17 protein-coding genes are annotated in these 21,209 nt (G+C 33.3%); 1 reads left to right on the top strand and 16 read right to left on the bottom strand.

The genetic code is table 11. The annotated features are described in order from the left end of the window. Positions 1–12: 12 nt before the first annotated feature. The 16 genes from ACY2U7_RS07680 to ACY2U7_RS07605 form a co-directional block, all read right to left on the bottom strand. Positions 13–1,056, bottom strand: a complete 1,044-nt coding sequence (locus ACY2U7_RS07680; protein ID WP_461812980.1) for a ribonucleotide-diphosphate reductase subunit beta — start codon at positions 1,054–1,056, stop codon at positions 13–15. 16 nt (positions 1,057–1,072) lie between these two features. Continuing rightward, positions 1,073–3,328 carry a ribonucleoside-diphosphate reductase subunit alpha gene (locus ACY2U7_RS07675; RefSeq protein ID WP_461812981.1) on the bottom strand — a complete coding sequence of 752 codons (2,256 nt, stop codon included), beginning with the start codon at positions 3,326–3,328 and terminating at the stop codon, positions 1,073–1,075. Between the two features lie 171 nt (positions 3,329–3,499). Next, positions 3,500–5,533 (bottom strand): HelD family protein, encoded by a 2,034-nt coding sequence (locus ACY2U7_RS07670; RefSeq protein ID WP_461816171.1) that lies wholly within the window; start codon positions 5,531–5,533, stop codon positions 3,500–3,502. Beyond that, a complete protein-coding gene (locus ACY2U7_RS07665; RefSeq protein ID WP_461812983.1) occupies positions 5,534–7,327 on the bottom strand; it encodes an ABC-F family ATP-binding cassette domain-containing protein in 1,794 nt (597 codons plus the stop codon). Between the two features lie 119 nt (positions 7,328–7,446). Further along, positions 7,447–8,265 carry an ATP-dependent sacrificial sulfur transferase LarE gene (larE, locus tag ACY2U7_RS07660; RefSeq protein ID WP_461816170.1) on the bottom strand — a complete coding sequence of 273 codons (819 nt, stop codon included), beginning with the start codon at positions 8,263–8,265 and terminating at the stop codon, positions 7,447–7,449. Next, positions 8,266–9,522, bottom strand: coding sequence for a nickel pincer cofactor biosynthesis protein LarC (gene larC, locus ACY2U7_RS07655; RefSeq protein ID WP_461816169.1), 1,257 nt, complete (start codon positions 9,520–9,522; stop codon positions 8,266–8,268). Then, entirely contained in the window at positions 9,515–10,267 is a 753-nt protein-coding gene (larB, locus tag ACY2U7_RS07650; protein ID WP_461812986.1) for a nickel pincer cofactor biosynthesis protein LarB, read from the bottom strand. The genes larC and larB overlap by 8 nt, the downstream gene beginning before the upstream one ends. Positions 10,268–10,269: 2 nt before the next feature. Further along, entirely contained in the window at positions 10,270–10,887 is a 618-nt protein-coding gene (locus ACY2U7_RS07645; RefSeq protein WP_461816168.1) for an ABC transporter ATP-binding protein, read from the bottom strand. Then, positions 10,877–11,797 (bottom strand): ABC transporter ATP-binding protein, encoded by a 921-nt coding sequence (locus ACY2U7_RS07640; protein ID WP_461812988.1) that lies wholly within the window; start codon positions 11,795–11,797, stop codon positions 10,877–10,879. The genes ACY2U7_RS07645 and ACY2U7_RS07640 overlap by 11 nt, the downstream gene beginning before the upstream one ends. A gap of 10 nt (positions 11,798–11,807) precedes the next feature. Then, complete coding sequence (locus ACY2U7_RS07635) at positions 11,808–12,641, bottom strand: ABC transporter permease (protein ID WP_461812989.1); 834 nt, start codon at positions 12,639–12,641, stop codon at positions 11,808–11,810. Then, positions 12,634–13,617, bottom strand: coding sequence for an ABC transporter permease (locus ACY2U7_RS07630; protein ID WP_461812990.1), 984 nt, complete (start codon positions 13,615–13,617; stop codon positions 12,634–12,636). The genes ACY2U7_RS07635 and ACY2U7_RS07630 overlap by 8 nt, the downstream gene beginning before the upstream one ends. 15 nt (positions 13,618–13,632) lie before the next feature. Then, on the bottom strand, positions 13,633–15,237 hold the full coding sequence (locus tag ACY2U7_RS07625) for an ABC transporter substrate-binding protein (RefSeq protein ID WP_461816167.1): 1,605 nt from the start codon (positions 15,235–15,237) through the stop codon (positions 13,633–13,635). A gap of 196 nt (positions 15,238–15,433) precedes the next feature. After that, positions 15,434–15,844, bottom strand: coding sequence for a DUF3842 family protein (locus ACY2U7_RS07620; RefSeq protein WP_461812992.1), 411 nt, complete (start codon positions 15,842–15,844; stop codon positions 15,434–15,436). 145 nt (positions 15,845–15,989) lie between these two features. Beyond that, positions 15,990–16,874 carry a DMT family transporter gene (locus ACY2U7_RS07615; protein WP_461812993.1) on the bottom strand — a complete coding sequence of 295 codons (885 nt, stop codon included), beginning with the start codon at positions 16,872–16,874 and terminating at the stop codon, positions 15,990–15,992. 30 nt (positions 16,875–16,904) lie between these two features. Beyond that, positions 16,905–18,011: a putative NPN-dependent ornithine cyclodeaminase gene (locus ACY2U7_RS07610; RefSeq protein ID WP_461812994.1), complete on the bottom strand. Its 1,107-nt coding sequence runs from the start codon at positions 18,009–18,011 to the stop codon at positions 16,905–16,907. Between the two features lie 119 nt (positions 18,012–18,130). Next, a complete protein-coding gene (locus ACY2U7_RS07605) occupies positions 18,131–19,357 on the bottom strand; it encodes an AraC family transcriptional regulator (protein WP_461816166.1) in 1,227 nt (408 codons plus the stop codon). 148 nt (positions 19,358–19,505) lie between these two features. On the opposite strand from ACY2U7_RS07605, the gene ACY2U7_RS07600 reads away from it, so the two are divergent. Beyond that, on the top strand, positions 19,506–21,188 hold the full coding sequence (locus tag ACY2U7_RS07600) for an ABC-ATPase domain-containing protein (protein WP_461816165.1): 1,683 nt from the start codon (positions 19,506–19,508) through the stop codon (positions 21,186–21,188). Positions 21,189–21,209 lie beyond the last annotated feature (21 nt).

The raw sequence follows: 21,209 nt of genomic DNA, 5'->3' as shown, positions 1-21,209 counted from the left end.
TTTATTAATCTTCTATAAATCATCTATTAATGCACTACTTTTCGCATATGCTGTACTTCTTGCCTCAAAAAAGTCTGTTTTAATTGCATTTGCATTTGAATACTGGCTAACCCATTTCATGCTAGTTGGTTCTTCTTCATGCCCTTCATATATTGGTTCAAAACCAAGATTACTACACCTTAAATTCCCTAGATATTGTATGTAATCTGTAATCATTTTTTTACTCAACCCTTGTACATCATCTCCAATTACATAATGCCCCCACTTTATTTCTTGTTCACATCCTTCTCTAATCATCTTACGATAACGTTCTATATCTTCTTTACGAAATAAATCTGGTTCTTCTTGTTTTAATTCTAATAAAATATTTCTAAATAACCATAAATGTGTATTCTCATCTCTATTAATATAACGAATTTCCTGAACAGACCCTGGCATCAAGTTGTTTCTTCCTAAATTATAAAAAAACATAAATCCACTGTAAAAATAAATTCCTTCCAAAATGTAATTAGCCACGATAGTATTTACAAGTATTTCTTTACTTTTTTCTTCTTGAAATCTATTATAAAGATTACCAATAAACTCATTTCTTTTCAAAAGATGCTCATCCTCTTTCCACTGGTAAAGAACTTCATTTCTTTCCTGTGGTTCACAAATTGTATCTAGCATATAGCTATAACTTTGACTATGCACCGCTTCTTGAAACAACTGAATAGAGAGACAAAGATTAATCTCATTAGCTGTAATATATTCTCCTATGTTAGGAAGATTTGCAGTCTGAATACTATCTAAAAAAATCAAAAACGATAATATCTTATTATATGCTCTTTTTTCTGGACAGGGTAATTTAACATAATCTTTTACATCTACTCCTAAATTTATTTCTTCGGGAATCCAAAAATTATTCATTGCCTGTCTATACCAATCACTTACCCAAGGGTACTTCATATTGTTAAAATCATTTAAATTCGTTGTGTTCCCGCCTATCATTTTTCTTTTCCGTACATCTATATCTCCTCGAGGGTTAAATAACGGTCTTTTTCTTAAACTTTCCATCTTTTACTCCTTTCAACTACGACGAACAAGATTCACACTCTTCTATTTCCAAACTTTTGGATCTAATATAATAAATTGTTTTTACCCCTTTTTCCCATGCAAGAATATATAAATCTAACACTTTTCTAAATGTGTATTCATTAGTAATATAAAGATTCATGCTCTGAGCCTGATCAATATGACGCTGACGTACCCCGCACGCTCTAATAGACCAGCTTTGATCAATATAATGAGCATTTTTGTATAACCAATATGTTTCCAATGAAAGTTCTGGGGCCACACGAGGCATTAATCCATTTTTCTTTTCTTCTAAAAAATACCGATTCATAATCGGATCTAATCCTGCTGTTGTTCCAGAAATAATACTTGTACTACTAGTTGGTGCTGCTGCAAGCAAATATGCATTACGAAGCCCTTGCACTTCTACTTTTTGACGCAACTGACTCCATTTTTCATCTGTTAATCCCCGTTTTTCAAAATATTCTCCTGTCTGCCAATCACTTTTCTCAAAATAGTGATAACTTCCCTTCTCTTTCGCTAGATTGCTACTAGCCTCAATCGCTGCATAATGAATACGTGAAAATATTTTTTCTACAAATTCTAAATGTTTTTCACTCTCCCATGCAATTCCATGCTTAGCAAGCATATGATGATATCCACTCACTCCAAGTCCAATCGGTCTATATTTCTCATTATTAATTTTAGCATATGGCACAGGGAAAAAATTCAAATCAATTACATTATCCAACGCCCTCACTACATAACTAGTGATTTCAGAAACTTCTTGTTCATCTTCTACATCTAATTTCCCTAATGATAAACTAGCCAAATTACACACAACAAATTCACCTGGTTTTGTGACTGTAACTATAACTGTTTCACCATCCACTGTTTCTATTCGCTCTTCCACTTCTTCAATTTCACTCATATTCTGTGCAATTTCTGTACAAAGATTGCTACAATAAATTATTCCTCTATGTCCATTTGGATTAGCTCTATTCACATGATCTCTATTAAAGGTAAACGGAGTCCCTGTTTCCACAGCACTTTTAATAATCAATCTAATAATATCTTTAATCGGAATAATACGTTTTTCTATTCTTTCATCCGCTACACATTCTAAATATTTTTCTTTCCACTCATCTCCAAAAGAATCCTCCAAAGCATATCCTTTTACCGAAAAAATTTCATGTGGACACATCAGATACCAATCTCCTTCTAGATTATCTCTTGCTTCTTCCCAAAAATAATCCGGATAACAAACTGCTGGAAATACATCATGTGCCTTCATTCTATCATCACCATTATTTGTCCTTAATTTCAAAAATTCTGGTAAATCTTTGTGCCACACGTCCAAATAAACTGCTACAGCTCCTTGCCGAACTCCAAGTTGATCTACTGCAACTGCTGTATCATTTGCAAGACGAATCCATCTTATTACCCCTCCAGCAGCTCCTTGAAATCCACGAATAGAGCTTCCACTTGCACGTACTTTTCCAAAATACATGCCCATTCCACCACCAAATTTACTTACTTTTGCAAAATTCTCAATACTTCGATAAATACCATTTAAACTATCTGGAACTGTATCAATAAAACAAGACGAAAGTTGGTGATATGGCTTTCTTGCATTTGAAAGAGTAGGAGTTGCCATGGTTACTTTCAGTGTGCTTAACATATCATAAAATCTTTCTACCCAAAGTGTCCTATTCTTTTCTTCTTTCATAGCAAGATGCATCGCAATTCCCAAAAACATTTCCTGTGGAGTTTCAAAAGCTACACCTTTTCCATTCCGTATAATATATCGACTCAACAAAAGTTCTAATCCAGAATAATTAAACAATTTGTTTCTATCTAAATCTAAATACTTTTCGAAGTCATCTATTTCTTCCTTTGTATACGTCTCCAAAATATATTTTCCATAAAGCCCTTCTTTAGTCAAAAAAACTATCTTTTCATAAAAAGACTTTATTTCATATTCTCGCATCGTTTCATTTAATTTACGCATAAAAGAAAGGAACAGTATTCTCGCAGCAATCATTTCCCATTTTGGTGCTTCTTGAGTAGTCAATTCAATCGCCGCTTGAATAAGAAGTGCTAATTTCTCTTCCTCTGAAATTCCAGATTTATAAAATGTAAAAAATTTTTCTTCCAATAGACTTATCGCATATTCATCCTCTGTAAATTCCTTTTCAATACAAGAAAATAATTCCTCTATTTCTACAACCCCAGGAAAAACATTTATTAATTTTCGTTCTTCATTCCGTTTCATTTTTCTACCTCATCACTATTTATTGTGTTTCGAAATTATGTTATCACAATATATAGTTGTTTTCAACCTTGTTTTTCAAACAAAAAAACTCAAAAACTAACATACACGTTATACTGCATGTTCAGATTCTGAGTTTCTCACGTTCTATTTATTTTTCATTTACATTACTTTTTAAATATTTTTCACTTCCAACATATAAAGTTCATGCAGAGCTCGCGTTGCACAAATATACTTTCCTTGTTTTCCTTTTTCTTTATTCCAATCAGAAGAAATCCCAAATACACAATCAAACTCCAAACCTTTCGCCATATAAAATGTCGTAACAATTACATTTTTTTCAAAACGCATACTATCTCTATCTAAATAAGAAACCTGTAGCCCTTTTTCTACGAACGCTTGATAAAATTGCCATGCTTCCTTTTCCGTCAGGGTAATAATTGCTATTGTTTCATATTTTTCCTTCATTTCACTGATCTTATTCCCTACAAAATGAATGGCTTCCTTTTCTGTAACTATTTTTTCTTCAACTTCTTTTCCGTGTCGTTCAAATAATTGCATGTCTGTATTTCCAGAAATAGTATTCGCATACTGCGCAATCTCTACTGTATTTCGATAACTTTTATTCATAACAATTTTTCGCAAGTCTTTACCTAAAATTTTAGATAAAAATCTCATCACATCTCGTTCCGTCGTGTCAATCGTCTGTGCTTTATCCCCCAAAATTGTCATTCTACATGAAAATAAATAAGATAAAATAACATATTGCAAATAAGAATAATCTTGCATCTCATCAATTACTAAATGTTTTATCTGCTTATGTTTTTTTCCACCTTCCAATCGATATTTTAAATATAACATTGGAAAAACATCTTCATATTCCAGTTTTCTTCTCTCGTAAGAAACTTCCGGAAGTTGAGGATATCCCATTTCCTCTAAAAGCCAATTATAAATAATATAGATATCCTTTGTAACATACATTTTCATAAATTTTGTTAAGAGATGTTCTTTTTCTTCTTCCGATAAATCTCTCCCTCTTAAAGTTTCCCATGAATCTACAAAATATTCCATCACTTCATTCATACGAGATAAAATAGGTACATCTTGGAATTTATTGTAAAACAAGTCAATAAGTTCTTGTTCAGAAAATCTCATTCCTTTAAATTCCACCTCTGTAAAATCCATTAATTCATCTTCTAATTGCGCCAAAAATCCTTCCACAAAACCAACAAATTGTGCTGATTGCTTTATTTTATATCTTTCTTCCTGTACTTTATCATTTTCGCACAACTGACGCTCTATCTGATGATATCTATCTTCACAATCCGAAACAATATGTCTCAATTCTTTGTAAGCAAATAAATCAAAGCTCATTTCTTGGATATTTTCCTCATTTAATTCAGGTAAAATATGTGATATATAATCAGCAAAAACACCGTTTGGCGATAAAATCAACACATTCGTTGAACGTATTTTTTTTCTATCATGATAAAGCAAATACGCTATTCTGTGCAATGCTACTGAGGTTTTTCCACTTCCAGCCACCCCTTGAATCACAAGTATTTTATCCTTTGTGTTTCGAATAATTTCATTTTGCTCCTTTTGAATAGTTCTTACAATATTTTTTAACTGTACATCACCATTGCTTCCTAATTCCTGTTTTAAAATGTCATCATCAATTTTCATATCACTTTCAAAACCATACACCATTTTTCCAGATTTAATCTTATACTGCCATTTTGCAAGAATTTCTCCTTCCAATACACCAGCTGGTGCTTGATAAGAAGCATTCCCTTTATCATAATCATAAAAAAGACTACTTACAGGAGCTCTCCAATCATAAATTAACGGAGTTGCCCCAGCACTTTCTGCAAAATTTCCAATACCAATGTAAAAAATTTCTACATCTTCCTCATCCTCATATTGAAAATCAACCCTTGCAAAAAATGGAGATTCTTTCATTTTTTCAAACCTGGATTTTAACTGTAATTTTTCTTGATTGGCATCTACTTGGCGAAAAAGTGCTTGTTGGTTATCGTAATTTTCATAACCATATTCGTCCATTTCTGTATAATTTTCCCAATAATAGGTATGCATATCTTCAATTTCTTTCTGCCCTTTTTCAATCCCATCTTCCAATTTTCTAATACGTACATCTAATTTTTCTGTAATTTCCTTTAAAAAAATTGCTCCATCTATCTTTTCCAATTATTTTTTCTGCTCCTTTATTTGTTCTGCCAAATCATTTAGATAAACCCAACGCTCCATTTTTTCTTCCAACATAATCTCTTTTTCCTCTTTCTCCTTTGTAAGTTCAGAAAGTTTAAGCGAGTTTGTTGCGTTTTTCATTATATCATTATCTATCTGTTCCAATTTCTTTTCTAATTTTGCGATATCTTCATCTATTGTTTCGTATTCTCGTTGCTCTTTATACGAAAATTTCAACTTTTTCTCTCTATTTTGTTTCCAATCATTTTTAGCTGATACTTTTTTCTCTTTCACCTCAACAGATTCTTTTATTCTTCTTTGTTTGGCTTCTATATAATCCGTATATCCCCCTTCATACTGCTGCAAATGCCCATCTCCATCAAACTCGAAAATACGATCAACCACATTATCAAGAAAATATCTGTCATGGGAAACTGTAATCACAATTCCTTGAAATGAATTCAAATAATCTTCTAAAATTGTCATTGTTGGAATATCAATATCATTATTTGCCTCATCAAAAATAAGTACATTCGGTGCTCCTTGCAAAATACTGAGAAGATATAGTCGTTTTTTCTCTCCACCAGATAATTTTTCTATCGGAGCATACTGCATATCTGCCGTAAACAAAAAACGTTCTAACATTTGTGATGCTGTAATTTTCCCCTCTCTTGTAGGTATATATTCTGCAATATCTTTTAAATAATCAATTACTTTTTGTTTTGTGTCCATATCAGGTACTTCTTGTGCAAAATATCCTATTTTGATTGTTTCTCCAATTTCAACCTCTCCTTTATCCGCTTTCACTATACCTGCAATAATTTTGAGAAGCGTGGATTTTCCACAACCATTTGGACCAACAATACCAATATTCTGATTTTTCAAGGCAATATAACTAAAATCATCAATCAGTTTTTTATCTCCATAACTTTTCGTTATATGATGTAACTCTATTGTTTTTTTACCCATTCTTGTCTCTACCGAATCAATTTGAGCTACCTTTTCTTGTACAGGTGCTTTTTGTTCTTTCAACGTTTCCAATCGCTCTAACCTAGCCTTCTGCTTCGTTGTTCTTGCTCTGCACCCTCTTTTTGCCCATTCCATCTCCATACGAAGTACGCTCTGTCTTTTTCTCTCTGAGGCATTTTCCATTTCTTCCCTCTGTGCTTTTAATTCTAAAAACTGAGAATAATTTGCTTCATAACCATATAGCTTTCCTCTGCTAATTTCTAAAATTTTATTTGTCACTTTATCCAAAAAATATCTATCATGTGTCACCATAATGACAACACCTTTATATTTTTGCAAATATTCTTCCAACCATTCGATCATCTCACTATCTAAGTGGTTTGTAGGCTCATCAAGAAGGAGTATCTCAAATGAAGAAGTTAATGTCTTTGCTAAAGCGATCTTTTTCTTCTGTCCTCCTGAAAGATGTTCGATCTTTTGTTCAAAGTCAGTAATTCCAAGTTTCGTCAACGCACTTTTCACTTCACTTTTTGCTGTCCAATCATTTTCTCCAATTCCTTCATTTACATATGAGAGTATTGTTGCGTCTTTCGGAAATACTGGAGATTGTGGTAAATATGCAATACGTATGCCATTTTGTTTTACAATTTGCCCTTCATCGGCCTCCTCTTCACCTGCAATTATTTTTAACAATGTTGTCTTGCCCGTTCCATTAATCCCAATAACACCTATTTTTTCTCCCTCTTGTATGCCATAAGAAACATCATCAAAAATAATTTTTTCTCCAAATATTTTACTAATATGCTCTATATTTAATATATTCATTTATCTTTAACTCCTGTTTTTCTTTGTTTTCTTCTTTATCAATAGGAATTTTCATTATAACACAAGAAAAGACTCTGCACAAACAAACTATTTCCCGCAGAGTCTTTCTTATAATTCATTTATTTTAAATTAATGTCCATACTTCCAGAACGGAATCCTTCCAAATCTATTGTGATATATGAATATCCTAATGTTTTTAATTTCTCAATTATTTTTATTCGATTGCGCAAAAGAATTTCCATATCTTTTTCATCAATTTCAATTCTAGCAAGATCTCCATGCACTCGAATTCTTACATTATAAAATCCAAATGTTCTAAGCCATTCTTCTCCTTCTTCTACAGAACGCATTTTCTCGTAATCTAATTCTGTGCCATATGGAAAACGTGTTGCCATACACGGAGTAGCCGGTCGATTCGCAACAGATATTCCATATTCTTCTGCTAATTTTCTTACTTCTCTTTTCGTAAATCCACACTCCGCTAAAGGACTTAGAATTTCTAATTCTTTTAATGCACGAATGCCTGGACGATAGACATGAAGATCATCTTCGTTTGTTCCTTCCACAATCGTCTGTATACATAATTTCTTTGCTTTTTCTTTTAATTTGCTAAAAAGTAATTTTTTGCAAAGATAACATCTATCCACTGGATTATATTGAATTCCTGCCTCGTGCAATTCGTCTATCCGAATAATCAAATGCTTCGCTCCCGCTTCTTTTGCCACCATTGTGGCAATCTCTACATCTTTCATCGGATGCAACTCTGTCTCTACAGTTATTGCATACACTTTCTTCCCACTTTTTTTAGAGGCATCACAGCAAATTTTCAGCAATAAACTACTATCAACTCCGCCTGAAAAAGCAAGCACAATATTTTCTTTTGTAAGATTGTCTATTCTCTCAAGAAGTTTTTTTCTTTTTTCCTCATAATTATTCATCTACTGGCATTCCTCAATAATCTGACGATAAACTTCTTGCCAGGATTTTCCACTTTCTTTACAAATTTTTGCAATGCTTTCATGTTCGGGATAAATTCTTTCACCTGAAGAAAGTGTACAAATTTTAATTTGCACTTCTCCCATTGATGTATCACGAATTTCTATCCTTCTTGGCAAAACACTTCTTTCCATATACTGAATGCGAATCCCAATACTTGTAGTTTCTTCAAATATAATTTTTTGCAATTGAGAAATTTGGTTTTCTTTACAAATAACATTTAACTGATATCCAGGGCGATTTTTTTTCATAAACACAGGAAAATAATGAACATCTCTTGCACCTGCTTCCATAAGTTTTTCCATTGTATAACCAAGCGCTTCCCCTGTACAATCATCAATATTACTTTCCATTTTTACAATCTCATCTTTTTCTACCGTTTGGCTTTCTTCCTCTTCAATAAGCATGGCACGAAGAATACTTGGTCTTTCATAATTTCTTTTACCTGCACCAATACCTGTCCTTAAAATGCGAAAGTTCTCTGGAAGTTTTGTTTCTGTACGAATTGCCGCTGCAATTGCCGCCCCCGTTGGAGTGACAAACTCTCCTTCTGTTTCTGTAATATGCAATGTTAGATTTTCTGCATTAACGATATTAGCAACAGCAGGAACAGGAATAGGTAATACCCCATGTTGACAGCGAACAGTTCCACACCCCTCATACAGTGTAGGAATAATCACTTCATCAATTCCCAAATTATCTAAACAAATTGCAACAGACACTATGTCTACTATAGAATCAACTGCTCCCACCTCATGAAAATGAACTTCTGTTTTTGACTTTCCATGTGCTTTAGCTTCTGCATTCGCTAAAATATCAAAAATCTTTTCCGCAAGCATTTTTGCTCTTTCTGTCATTTCACTACAACGAATAATTCCCTGAATTTCTATCAGACCACGATGGTCATGGTGATGATCATGACTATGTCCATGATGATGGTCATGATGATGTGTCTTTCCATGCAAATACTGCATATCATGATCGTGATTTTCTTTTTCTAATAATACATTGAAATCACAAGCATCCAACCCAGCTTTAGATACTCTACTAATTTTTGTCTCAAACTGTTCACGGATTGACAAACTATCTAATGCCTTTGTAAGTACCTTTTCATCTGCTCCCAAGTCCAAAAGAGCTGCCACAGTCATATCCCCGCTTATTCCAGCATAACATTCCAAATATAATTTTTGTTTATTCATCTTTATGTACCCCCAATCTATTAATTTGCGATGCAATATAACCAGCACCATACCCATTATCAATATTTACAGTAGCAATACCGTTTGCACAAGAATTGATCATCGTTAATAGTGCTGAAATTCCATTCATACTTGCACCATATCCAACAGATGTAGGCACTGCAATTACTGGTTTATCTACAAGTCCTCCTATAACACTAGCCAATGCTCCTTCCATTCCGGCTACTGCAATAACACAATTCGCACTTTGAATCACATCTACTTTTGAAAGCAATCGGTGAAGTCCACTTACTCCTACATCATATATTCTTTCCACTGTATTTCCGAAAAATTCTGCTGTTTGTGCTGCTTCTTCTGCCACTGGAATGTCTGCTGTTCCTGCTGTACAAACCACAATTTTCCCTATATGTTCTTTTTGTTTTTTTTCAATTTTTAAAATTCTTGATAACGCGTCATACTCCACTTCTGGAATTTCTGCTTGCACCAGCTCTGCCTGTTCTTTTGTAGCTCTAGTTCCAAGTACTTCCCCTTCTTCTTCATAAAGTCTTTCATATATCTTTAAAAGATGTTCATCTGCCTTTCCGCTACAAAACACTACTTCCGCACAACCAGAGCGTAATTTTCTATGTGTATCTAATTTTGCATATCCCAACTCTTCAAAGGGTTGTCTTCGAAAAAGTTCTTCTGCATCTTCTATAGAAATTTCACCTTTTTTTACCTGTTCTAATATTTTCTTTGTGTCCATATTTATTCCCTCCGATTTATCTCGCTTAAATCCACTATCCTTGTACAAACACGTTTCGCCAATTCCATATTGTGCGTTATAATGATCATTCCATAATTCCTTTGCTTTGATATTTCCAATAAAGCATTCCAAATTTGTGCTTGAGAAATCACATCTAACATAGTTGTAATTTCATCACAAATAAGAAATTTACTTTCTGGACTTAATAATCTCACAATACAAAAGCGTTGTAATTCTCCACCGGAAAGTTCCCTTGGCCATCTTGTTAACCATTCCTTTTCAATACCAAAACGCTCCAACATCTTCTCATCAGGATTCCAACATTCATTTAATATCTTTTTCATCTTCCATCTTGGATTTACTGCCAACTCAGGATGTTGATAAATCATTTGTACTGGAGAAAAACCATTTTTCTGCAAAGGTTTCCCATCTAATAAAACTTGTCCGGAAGTCGCACAATTATATCCTGCAAGAATTTTTGCCAGTGTACTCTTTCCACATCCTGAAGAACCTACAATCCCTACTCGTTCACCTGTTTTTACTTCTATATTTACACCTTTTAAAATCCAAGGAGATTTATCCGTATAACGAAAACTTATCTCTTCTGCCTTAAGTTGCATGTACACACCTAACCTTTCCGCCTCTTAAATTTCTTATAGGAATTTCTCCGCAACATTCTTCTGTCATATAAGGACACCGTTCCGCAAACAGACATCCTGTCGGTAAATTATTTGCATAAGGTTGTATCCCTTTAATTGCTTTAAATTCATTTTGTGGTAATGCAGAAATCAACGCTTTACTATATGGATGACGAAGTTTTTCTGTACCAGCAAGAAAATCTTCAACGGGAGCTATTTCAACAATCGTTCCCGCATAAAATACTGCTATTCTATCAGCCACATGAAATGCCAAATCAATATCATGTGTAATTAAAAGTACTCCCGCCCCGTTATCTGCGAATTTTCTAAAATGTTTCAATGTATCCATTGCCATATCAATACTCAATCCCGGTGTTGGCTCATCAGCAATAATCAGTTCTGGATTTTCCATAACTGCAGAAGAAACAAGAACCCTTCTAGCCATTCCTCCCGAAAGTTGAAATGGGTACATGTTTTCTACCTCTTTTTCTAGTTTATATTTTTCAAATAATTCCTTCTGTCTTTCCTTTGTAGAATATACCCCAACAACCTGTTTGCCCACTTTCATTACGGGGTCTAAGTAATCTACTGACTGTGGAATAAAAACAATCTTTCTTCCAAGAAATTCTTTTCTTTTTTTCTCCGTCAACTTCTCTCCATTATAAAAAATTTCACCTTTTATATTCGCATTGTTTGGAAGCAATCCCATAATAGCATGTGCCAAAAGACTTTTCCCCGAACCACTTGAACCTACTACCGCAACAATCTCTCCTTTTTTTACATCTAACGAAAGAGAATGAACAACCTCTAAATCCTGTTTATGAAAAATTCCTTTATACATGCTAAATGACACAACTAAATCATCTACTGTTAAAACCCTTGTTTCTTTCATCGTACTTCTCCTATTCATTCGCACTTCCTGGATTCCAAAGTTTTTTTAAATTTTCTCCTATAACGTCAAATACAATCACTGCAATCAGAAGCATCAAACCTGGAAATAATGCAAGCCACCATTTACCAGTTGCAATATGCTTCATTGCCTCTGATAAAATAACACCTATCGCTGGCATCTCTGCTGGCATTCCAAAACCAAGAAATGTAATAGATGCTTCGTGCATAATTGCATGCGGAAATAATAGTACCAATCCAATTAAATACACGGGCAGAACATGAGGTAAAATATGTTGTACCGCCACCTGTATCTTAGATTTTCCCATTTTATACGCTGCTTGTACATACTGCGCAGACCTTATCTGCATAACTTCTGCTCGAACAATTCTTGTTAATGAAGGCCAATGAGTCAAAGCTACTGCTATTGTCACCCCTTTTACTCCTTTTCCGACCATAAAAGAAATCAACATTAAAAGGACTAAATGTGGAAGTCCCATACATAAATCTACACACCAATTAACAAATTTATCTATCCATCCGCCAAACACAGCAGAGGAAATACCTGCAATTAATGCAATAATAGAACTAACAATAGATGCCAAAACACCAATAATCAAACTATTAGACAGCCCTTTAATAGAACGATAGAACATATCTCTTCCTATAAAATCTGTCCCAAATAAATGTTGCATTCCCGGTGTCATAAATTTATCTGCATAGTTAGAAGCATAACGAGATGGATCCATACATATTCCCCAAAAGAAGATTCCACCTAAATAAATAAGTGCAAAAGTCACTAATAAGACCATCCTAACTCTTCTATTCGCTATTTTCTTTTTATTCATGTGTTTCCCCCTCTCGAATTCTAGGGTCAAAAACTCCATATAAAAAATTCGCAATCAAATTTCCCACAAATACAAACACAGCACTAAACACCGCTATTCCTAAAAGAAGGGGAACATCTGCATTCATCGCAGCAGATGTTATTGCATTTCCTATTCCAGGATAAGCAAACACCGTTTCCGCCAAAGCCATTCCCCCAAATAATTCATTGAAAGAAGCAAACTGCACTGTAATTGCTGGCAATGCAACATTTCGTAAGATGTGACGTTTTACAAGTTGAATATTACTTTCTCCTCTTGCTTTTGCATACAAAATAAAATCGCTATTCATAATTTCAATTACTTTTTGTCTTGTATATAGAACAACTTCACTAATATTTACAATTGTTAATGTAAATACCGGCAAAATTAGATGATATATTCTGTCACTTATTGTGACATCTTCTGCTAATTTTCCTACGGGAACTGCCATTCCAATCGGAAACCATCCAAGTTGCACAGCAAATATTGTTAAAGCTAAAAGACCAACCCAAAATACAGGTGCCGATTTCATAATAAGACAAAATATTTTTACGAATTTATCTAAAATACCGCCTTGATGCATTCCACAACTAACACCTAATATAAATCCAATAACTCCAGATAATCCCCATGCTAGCATCATTAACACAATCGAATACAAAAATCTTGTTTTAATTATTTCTATAACTGGTTTTTTGTATGTAATAGACATTCCAAAATCACCATGTAATGCATGATTTGCCCACTTGATAAATCTCTCCGAAAGTGGTCTATTTAATCCCCATTCTTCTTCTATTTCTTCTTTCGCCGCTTCTGACAATGTTGAATTTGTGCCTACATAAGAAACAAGCGGATCAATAGGAGCTTTTGTAATTAATAAAAAAGCTACAATACTTACTGCCACCAAAAGCAATATCATTCGCACACATTCTTCTATTAACTTCTTTCCATTTTTCATTCATTTTCTCCGGTTCTATTTCATTTTCCAATCTGCCATATTACAGATAATTGGCGTTCCATGCCCATGTGGATGTGGAATCTGCGTATTTTTAGAAATATCTAAATTATCACTAACAAAATAGCAATGCTCTATATTTACAAGAAATAGATTTGTATAATCTGCATCTGCAATTTTTTGCACTTCTTTCCATGACGCAATTGCTGATTCTTGACTATTAGCAGATAAAGCTTCTTGAATTTTTGCATCTACTTTTGGATTATTATATCCCACTACGTTATCATATCCTCCAGTTAAAAATAAATTTGATTGGAAAAGTGATGACAATACAGTTGGAGAATACTGTCCCCACCCCCACAAAACTGCCGATGTATTTTGCAATGTAATAATTTCTTCCCATGTTGCTGTTTTTACTTTTATTTCTATTCCTAACTCTTTTGCATTTTCAGATAATGCTACACAAAGATTATATCTATCTGTTTCTCCTGCTGTCGCATATAAATCAAAACTACATTTTTGTCCGGCTTTTTCACGAATTCCATCTTTTCCAACTTTCCATCCTGCTTCATCCAAAAGTTTCTTTGCTTCAACTACTTGCTTATCTTTATATGTATCTCTACTTGCCCATACAAGATTATCTGTGAAATTTACTGACGAAATTCCTATTCCATCCGATGAATGATCAATGATTTTCTGTCGATCAATCCCTATAGCAAGTGCTTTTCTTACTGCTAAATCTGATGTTACATTATTTCCAACCTTTACTTTTTTTCCATCAGAATTTTTCATTTCAGTTACTCTTCGCACTGGAAGGCTAACATTTCTCACATCCATTGTTTCTAGTCTCTGCAAAGTCATTCCGGAAATTTTCTCCTTAGCATAATTTGTCCCAACCATAACAATATCTAATTCCCCAGCTTTTGCTGCTGCAAATGCGGAATCCATATCCATCTTTACAAGAGTCACTTTTTTAATATCTGGAATTTTACCAAAATAGTTTTCATTTGCTTCTAAAATAATCTGTTGATCTGCATCATACTGTACAACCTTATATGCACCTGTCCCTATTGGTTTTGTATCAAAGGACTTTTTATCATATGCATCTGAAGGTACAATTTGAAGAAGTGCTGTTGTATCCAAAAATGGAGAGTATGCCTCTTTTAATTTAAACTCAACCGTTTCTTTATCGATTGCTTTAACTGTATCAAGACGTGTTAAATCTACATATTCATTATCAGCCTGATTTTTTTTCACTGTTTCATAGGTAAACACAACATCTTCCGCATCAAAATCACTACCATCACTAAATTTTATATCTTTGTTCAAATGAAAAGTATACGTCAAAGCATCTTTACTCACTTCCCAATTCTTTGCCAAATCTCCTACATATTTCGAGTTACTATCTACACGTAATAATGCATTATTAATAAATGGATATCCATGTGGCAACGCTCCTTTAATTGGGTCTAAACTCTCTTCAAATAAAGTTGTTCCTACATACGCTTTGATTCCTTCTTTTTTGCTTGAACTCTTCTTTTCATCCTTTTTATTCCCGCAACCAGAAATCACTACTGACATCATAGCGATTACACATACTATACTTAACATTCTTTTTTTCATATTTTTCCCTCTCTTCTTAAATGAAAAAAAGCATATGAATACTCCTTCTGGATATATTCTTACGCCTTCTGACATTTCTATTTTCGTTTACCAATATGATTTTTTGTATTTCACCTTTTCTATGAAATACTTCTGTATTTCTTGTACGCTTCATGTCGTCTTTCTTGGTCATATACTACTCATATGATATTGCTTTCTAGCAATTTGAATATTCAATTAATTCTTCAATTACCGATGCGATTAAAAAACTCATCGATGTATTTCTAACTCCAACAATAATATTATTACAATGATTCATCGGAATTAATAATTTTTTCGCTCCACTTTGTCCAATAGCTTCTGCCATTTTCGAAGTAATTTCTCCATACATAGAATCAGCAATTGCAATCCCTACTGGTCCTATAATTATGTCTGCTTTTCTGCATCCAACAACAACTGCATTCTCACCTGTTGCCGCATGATTTGCTCCTGCTTTCAACATATTCGTTGTTGCCAAAGAATTTGTTCCTACTGCTGTTATCTCTGCTTCAGGAAATTCTTGTTTAATTGCTGACACAAGTTGTTTTCCCATACCTCCACCTTGTGCATCTACAATTAGTATATTCATTTCTGCTCCTCATTTCTTTTTCGTACTTTCATATAGTATAGCAGAATATTCGGTATACTGGCAATCTTTTCATAAAATATCGGCGGTTATCTAGCCGCCGATATTTTATGATATAGTTATAAAAATCTAGACAAATAACTTTTTCCTACTGTTTTTTGCTTTTTTTACCCGAAAATGAGAATTCTGTTTCCGCTATAATAATAGCAGCAAAAATCATTACGAATCCCATAATTGAACGTGGTGTAAACTTTTCATTAAAGAAAATTGCTCCAAACACAAGTCCAAAAATATTTTCAAAACTCAAAATAATTGAAACACTTGTTGGATTTTCTGTTTTCTGTGCTATTGTTTGCAATAAGAAACAAATTCCCGAACAAACAATACCAAGATATAAAACGCCTCCAACAGCTCCCATATTCCATTGGATTGCTCCTGGATCTTCCATTGTTAATGTAAACACCCAAGCTAAAACAGCACATACAACAAATTGAAGCATTGTAATCAATGCTGGATCTTTATCTTTCCCCCATTTTGCAATAGCTATAATCTGTGATGCCCAAAATACTGAACTAATAATAGAAATGCTATCCCCATAACTTATACTGAAATTTCCTGCAACCGATACCAATATAATACCAATTGCACACATAGCTGCCGCAATAATATGATAAGCTTTTGGCTTTTCTTTTAAAATTAGCCAACCAAGAAATGGTACAAACACGCAATATGCGGAAGAAAGAAAATGACTCTTTCCAGGCATTTCAAGCATAACACCTATAGTCTGTGTAAAGTATGCCATAAACAGACATATACCAATAAAAATACCACTCTTAATATAATCTTTATCAAGTTGCTTTAATTTTTTTATATTCGCTAAGGCCAAAAGTACTCCTGCTACCGTAAAACGACACGCAAGAAGTGCTCCAGCAGGTAGGGTGTCTGTAGAACCTTTGATCACAACCATAGAACTTCCCCATGCAATTGCCACGAATAAAAGAGCCAATTTACCAAATATACTATTTTTCTTCATAAGTTTTCTCCATTCCTTCACTATAAGGAACTATTTTATTACATCAAGTCCTTTTGCAACACGTGTAATAAAGTCCTGAACATTAGTAACCATAGTTGTTGCTGATAAACTTCCTCGATCTAAAAGTTTATTTACAACAAATTCATCTGCATCTACTGTGTAAAGATATACTGGGCGAATCGTTCCATCTTTTAATACACGGAAAGAAGGTGTCATATTACCAACAGCAATTGTATGTAACATTGTTGCAAGACAAATAACTGTTGTTGCTTCTTTAACAATACTTCGCATTGCATTTGCAGCTTCATAAACATTTCCATACACTTCTGGAAGTGGTCCATCATCACGGATAGATCCTGCAAGTACAATTGGAACATTATTATTCACACAACTACAAATAATACCGTCATTCAAGTTATAATCTTTCATAAATTGAGGAATAGATCCACTTCTTCTTACTTTATTCAATACATCTAAGTGATTATAATGTCCGTTTGGCTGAGATTTCTGTGTATAAATATCTTGTCCAAGTGCTGTATGGAGTAATGCCCCCTCTAAATCATGAGTTGCTAAAGCATTTCCTGCTAAAAGACCATGTGCATATCCATTTTCAACAAGTGCTTGCATTGCTGCTCTTGCATTTGCATCAAAAGCAAATGCAGGACCCATTACCCAAACAATTTTACCACCATTTTCTTTTTCATATTTTAATAATTCAAATAACTTATCATAATCCCTTGCATATGATGTTTCACGACTTCTTCCTTGACGAAATACAAACTGGTCATCCAATTTTTCTCCCGCCTCTTCAAATCCATGACAGTGCATATATACTCCTTCTTCGCATCTTTCTGTTCTTCCAAGAAGTACTTTGTCACCTTTTTTAATATTTCTCGCTTCAACAACTGCAAGATGTCCATCATCACAAAGAACTACACATGAATCCATACGGCTTTCTTCTGCAAGTTTCCATTCTCCATCAATTTTAAAATATTCTGGATACATAGATGTACTGTGATAATATTCAGGTACTACTCCATCCTTTTCCGCTTCTTCGTATTTTGCATCTGGTGCATTTACAAACATCTCTTGTGTGAAATCCGGATGATGATACTTAGGCATTTCAAAATTTAACATAATATTTACCTCCTTAATTCTATATACTATTTATACATCTATAAATAATCATGACAATATTTTAACATATATGTAATATATATATCCGACATTTTATTACATTATTTCTGTATTTTACGTTATCTTTTAAATGTTACTTTTCTTCTGAAGTCGCTTGCAGTTCGTCCCTTTATTTGAAGAAAATTTCGAGACAATGTCTTTTCTGTCTTATATCCAACCTCTAATGCGATTGTCAGCATATTTTTATTGCTATTAAGCAATAACTGTGCAGCATGATTAACACGAACAAAATTCAAAAATTCATTAAAACTCATTTCTACTTTATAAAGCAATACTTTATTCAGATCTTTAGGTGACATTTGAAACTGATTGCTAATTTCTTGTAATTGTAAATCCTCGGTATGATTTCTGTAAATATACTCTATAATTTCATAAAATTCCTTTTTGTCTGCGATATGGCATCGCTCACCAACAATCTGATATATATTACGAAATTCATTTATCTTAATTCCCATTCGTGTTTTAAAAACTTTACACATATGTGAATCATCTGTAAACCCTAGAATTTCTGACAATTCTTCTACCGTTAAATTTGTATAAAGTAAATAGTTAATCATTTTTCCTACTCTCATTTCATTTAACAAATCAAAAAAAGATAATCCGGTTGTACTTTTAATATAAGATCGAATTGCAGACTCGCTCATATAAAATTTTTGTGAAAGTATAGAAATTGTAAGTTTTTCATTTAAGTGTGTATACATAAATTGCAAGATTTCGCTTACATCAACCCGTTTTTCTTTCGTTACTTCTCTGTTTCTTCGAATAAAAGAAATCAAAATCTCAGTTAACTTATTCGCAATATATACATTACTAATGATACATTCTCCTTGGTCACTTTTTTCTTCATTCACATGTCTAATTTCATTTTGTATTTGATGAAACACATTTTGTAGTTCCTCATATTTATCTTCTCCAAATGTAATTACCGGCTCATTCTTAAGTTTTTGCACAAAAGCTAATTGTACTTTATCCGGATTAAACAACGTCTTAACTAATTGGTTAACTTGTTCAAAATGATATTGGAGCACATAAAATTGTAATGTTTTTTTTACTTCCACAATTTCCGTAATCTGCCAAGGAAGTATAGACACAAGACTTCCTTTTGTTACAATATATTCTTTATTATTTATTAGAATCTTTCCTATTCCTTCATTTACCAACCACAATCTCGACATTGGATGTATTAAAGGTTCTGTAGCGTCTTCAAAAACTTCTACTTCAAAACTACATATACAGTTATTCATATTATCCGAAGTATACAAACTCTGAATGGGAACAAAATCCATCTCCAAACTCCTCTTCAACAATTTTCATTTATTGCTTTATATAATACGCATATTCTTATCAACTGTCAAATAAGCATCTCTTGTTTTCTTCTACCTTTTTCTTTATACTATACATAAATAAATTTCATATTATAAAGGAGTTTAATCTATGTACAGATTACAAAAACAGTTACAATCGATTCATCGCAAAAGTTATCCAGCCTACAAATCATTAAAAGGAAATTATACATTCAAGAACTATCATTTATCCATTGATCATGTACAAGGAGATCCTTTTGCTTCTCCATCATCCGTTAGTATTCATATTCCACACAAATTAGCACAATTTCCTTCAATATATTTTGATCGTTATGATAAACGAATTGCATTGCAAGATTATCTTTTACGTCTTTTTTCAGAAAAACTTTCCTTATTTAGTTTCAAAGCAAAAGGTTCTGGAAAAAGTGGTCTTTTAGCCACAAGTCAGTGTGGGCAAAAAGTTTTAGAACGAACTGCTTGCGAATTTACCGAAACAGAAATTATTGTTCGACTTGAAATTGGATTTCCTGCTAACGGAAGAACAATAAATGCAACTGAATTAGAAAAAATTCTTTTTCAATTTCTTCCAAAATGTGTAGAATCTGTTTTTTATTATAAAAATCTAAATGCAGATCATGTCGCATCTGTTATTTATCTTGCAGAAGATCAAACTGCTATTCGCAAACAACTAAAAGAAAAACAGTTGGTTTGCTTTATCGCAAACGGTTCTATTCTTCCCAGAGAATCTGGAATTTCTGACAAACCAATGAGAAATGCTATTCCTTTTCAATCCCCTCATTCTATGCTTGTCGAACTTCTACTTCCTCGACAAAGAAAAATACAAGGAATGGGAATAAAAGAAGGAATAACTCTCATTGTAGGAGGAGGTTATCATGGGAAATCTACATTGTTAAATGCGATCGAAGCAGGTGTGTACAATCACATCAAAGGAGACGGGAGAGAATATGTCATCACAAATAACACAGCCATAAAACTTCGTGCAGAAGATGGGCGATGTATAAAAAATACTGATATTTCTCTTTTTATCAATGATCTTCCAAACAAAAAAGATACTCGTTCTTTTTCTACAGAAAACGCAAGTGGAAGTACTTCTCAAGCAGCTAATGTTATTGAAGCCATTGAAACCGAAAGTAAACTTTTCTTAATTGATGAAGATACTTCTGCCACAAACTTTATGGTCCGTGATGAATTAATGCAAAGTATTGTAACTAGAGAAAAAGAACCTATTACACCATTTTTAGAACGTGTAACCGATTTATATAAACAGTCCAAGATTTCCACTATTCTTGTCGCTGGAAGTTCTGGTTCCTACTTTTATGCAGCTGACACGATTTTACAAATGGATTGTTATGTAACAAAAGAAATCACTGAAACAGTAAAGGAAAGATGCAAAAAAACAACTGCACCTTCTCTTTTTGCACCAAATTATAAAATACCCGATTTCCAAAGAACTATTTTTTCCCGAAAACAAAGCCATCATCCGAATGATCGGATCAAATTAAAGTTTCATGGAAAAGACTCTTTCCAAATTGATAGACAAACTGTTGATTTACGATATGTTGAACAACTTATCGATTCCGAACAAACAGCCTGCCTTGCTTATTTATTAAAATATGTAATTTCACATTATGGTGAAAACAATTTAACTCTTCAAGAAATTGTTACTAAACTTACTGCACAAATAAAAGAAAATGGATTATCTTTTGTTTTTGATTCTTCTTATATTTCATTAGGACTTGCCCTTCCTCGACCACAAGAAATTTATGCCTGCTTTAATCGCTATAGAGGATAACATAAGATAAATATATAAGGA

It is taken from the genome of Faecalimonas sp. (genome assembly GCA_029264305.1).
In the GTDB taxonomy this organism is placed as follows: domain Bacteria; phylum Bacillota; class Clostridia; order Lachnospirales; family Lachnospiraceae; genus Faecalimonas.
The sequence above is the reverse complement of the archived record's forward strand: the minus strand, read 5'-3'. Positions and strand labels throughout refer to the sequence as shown.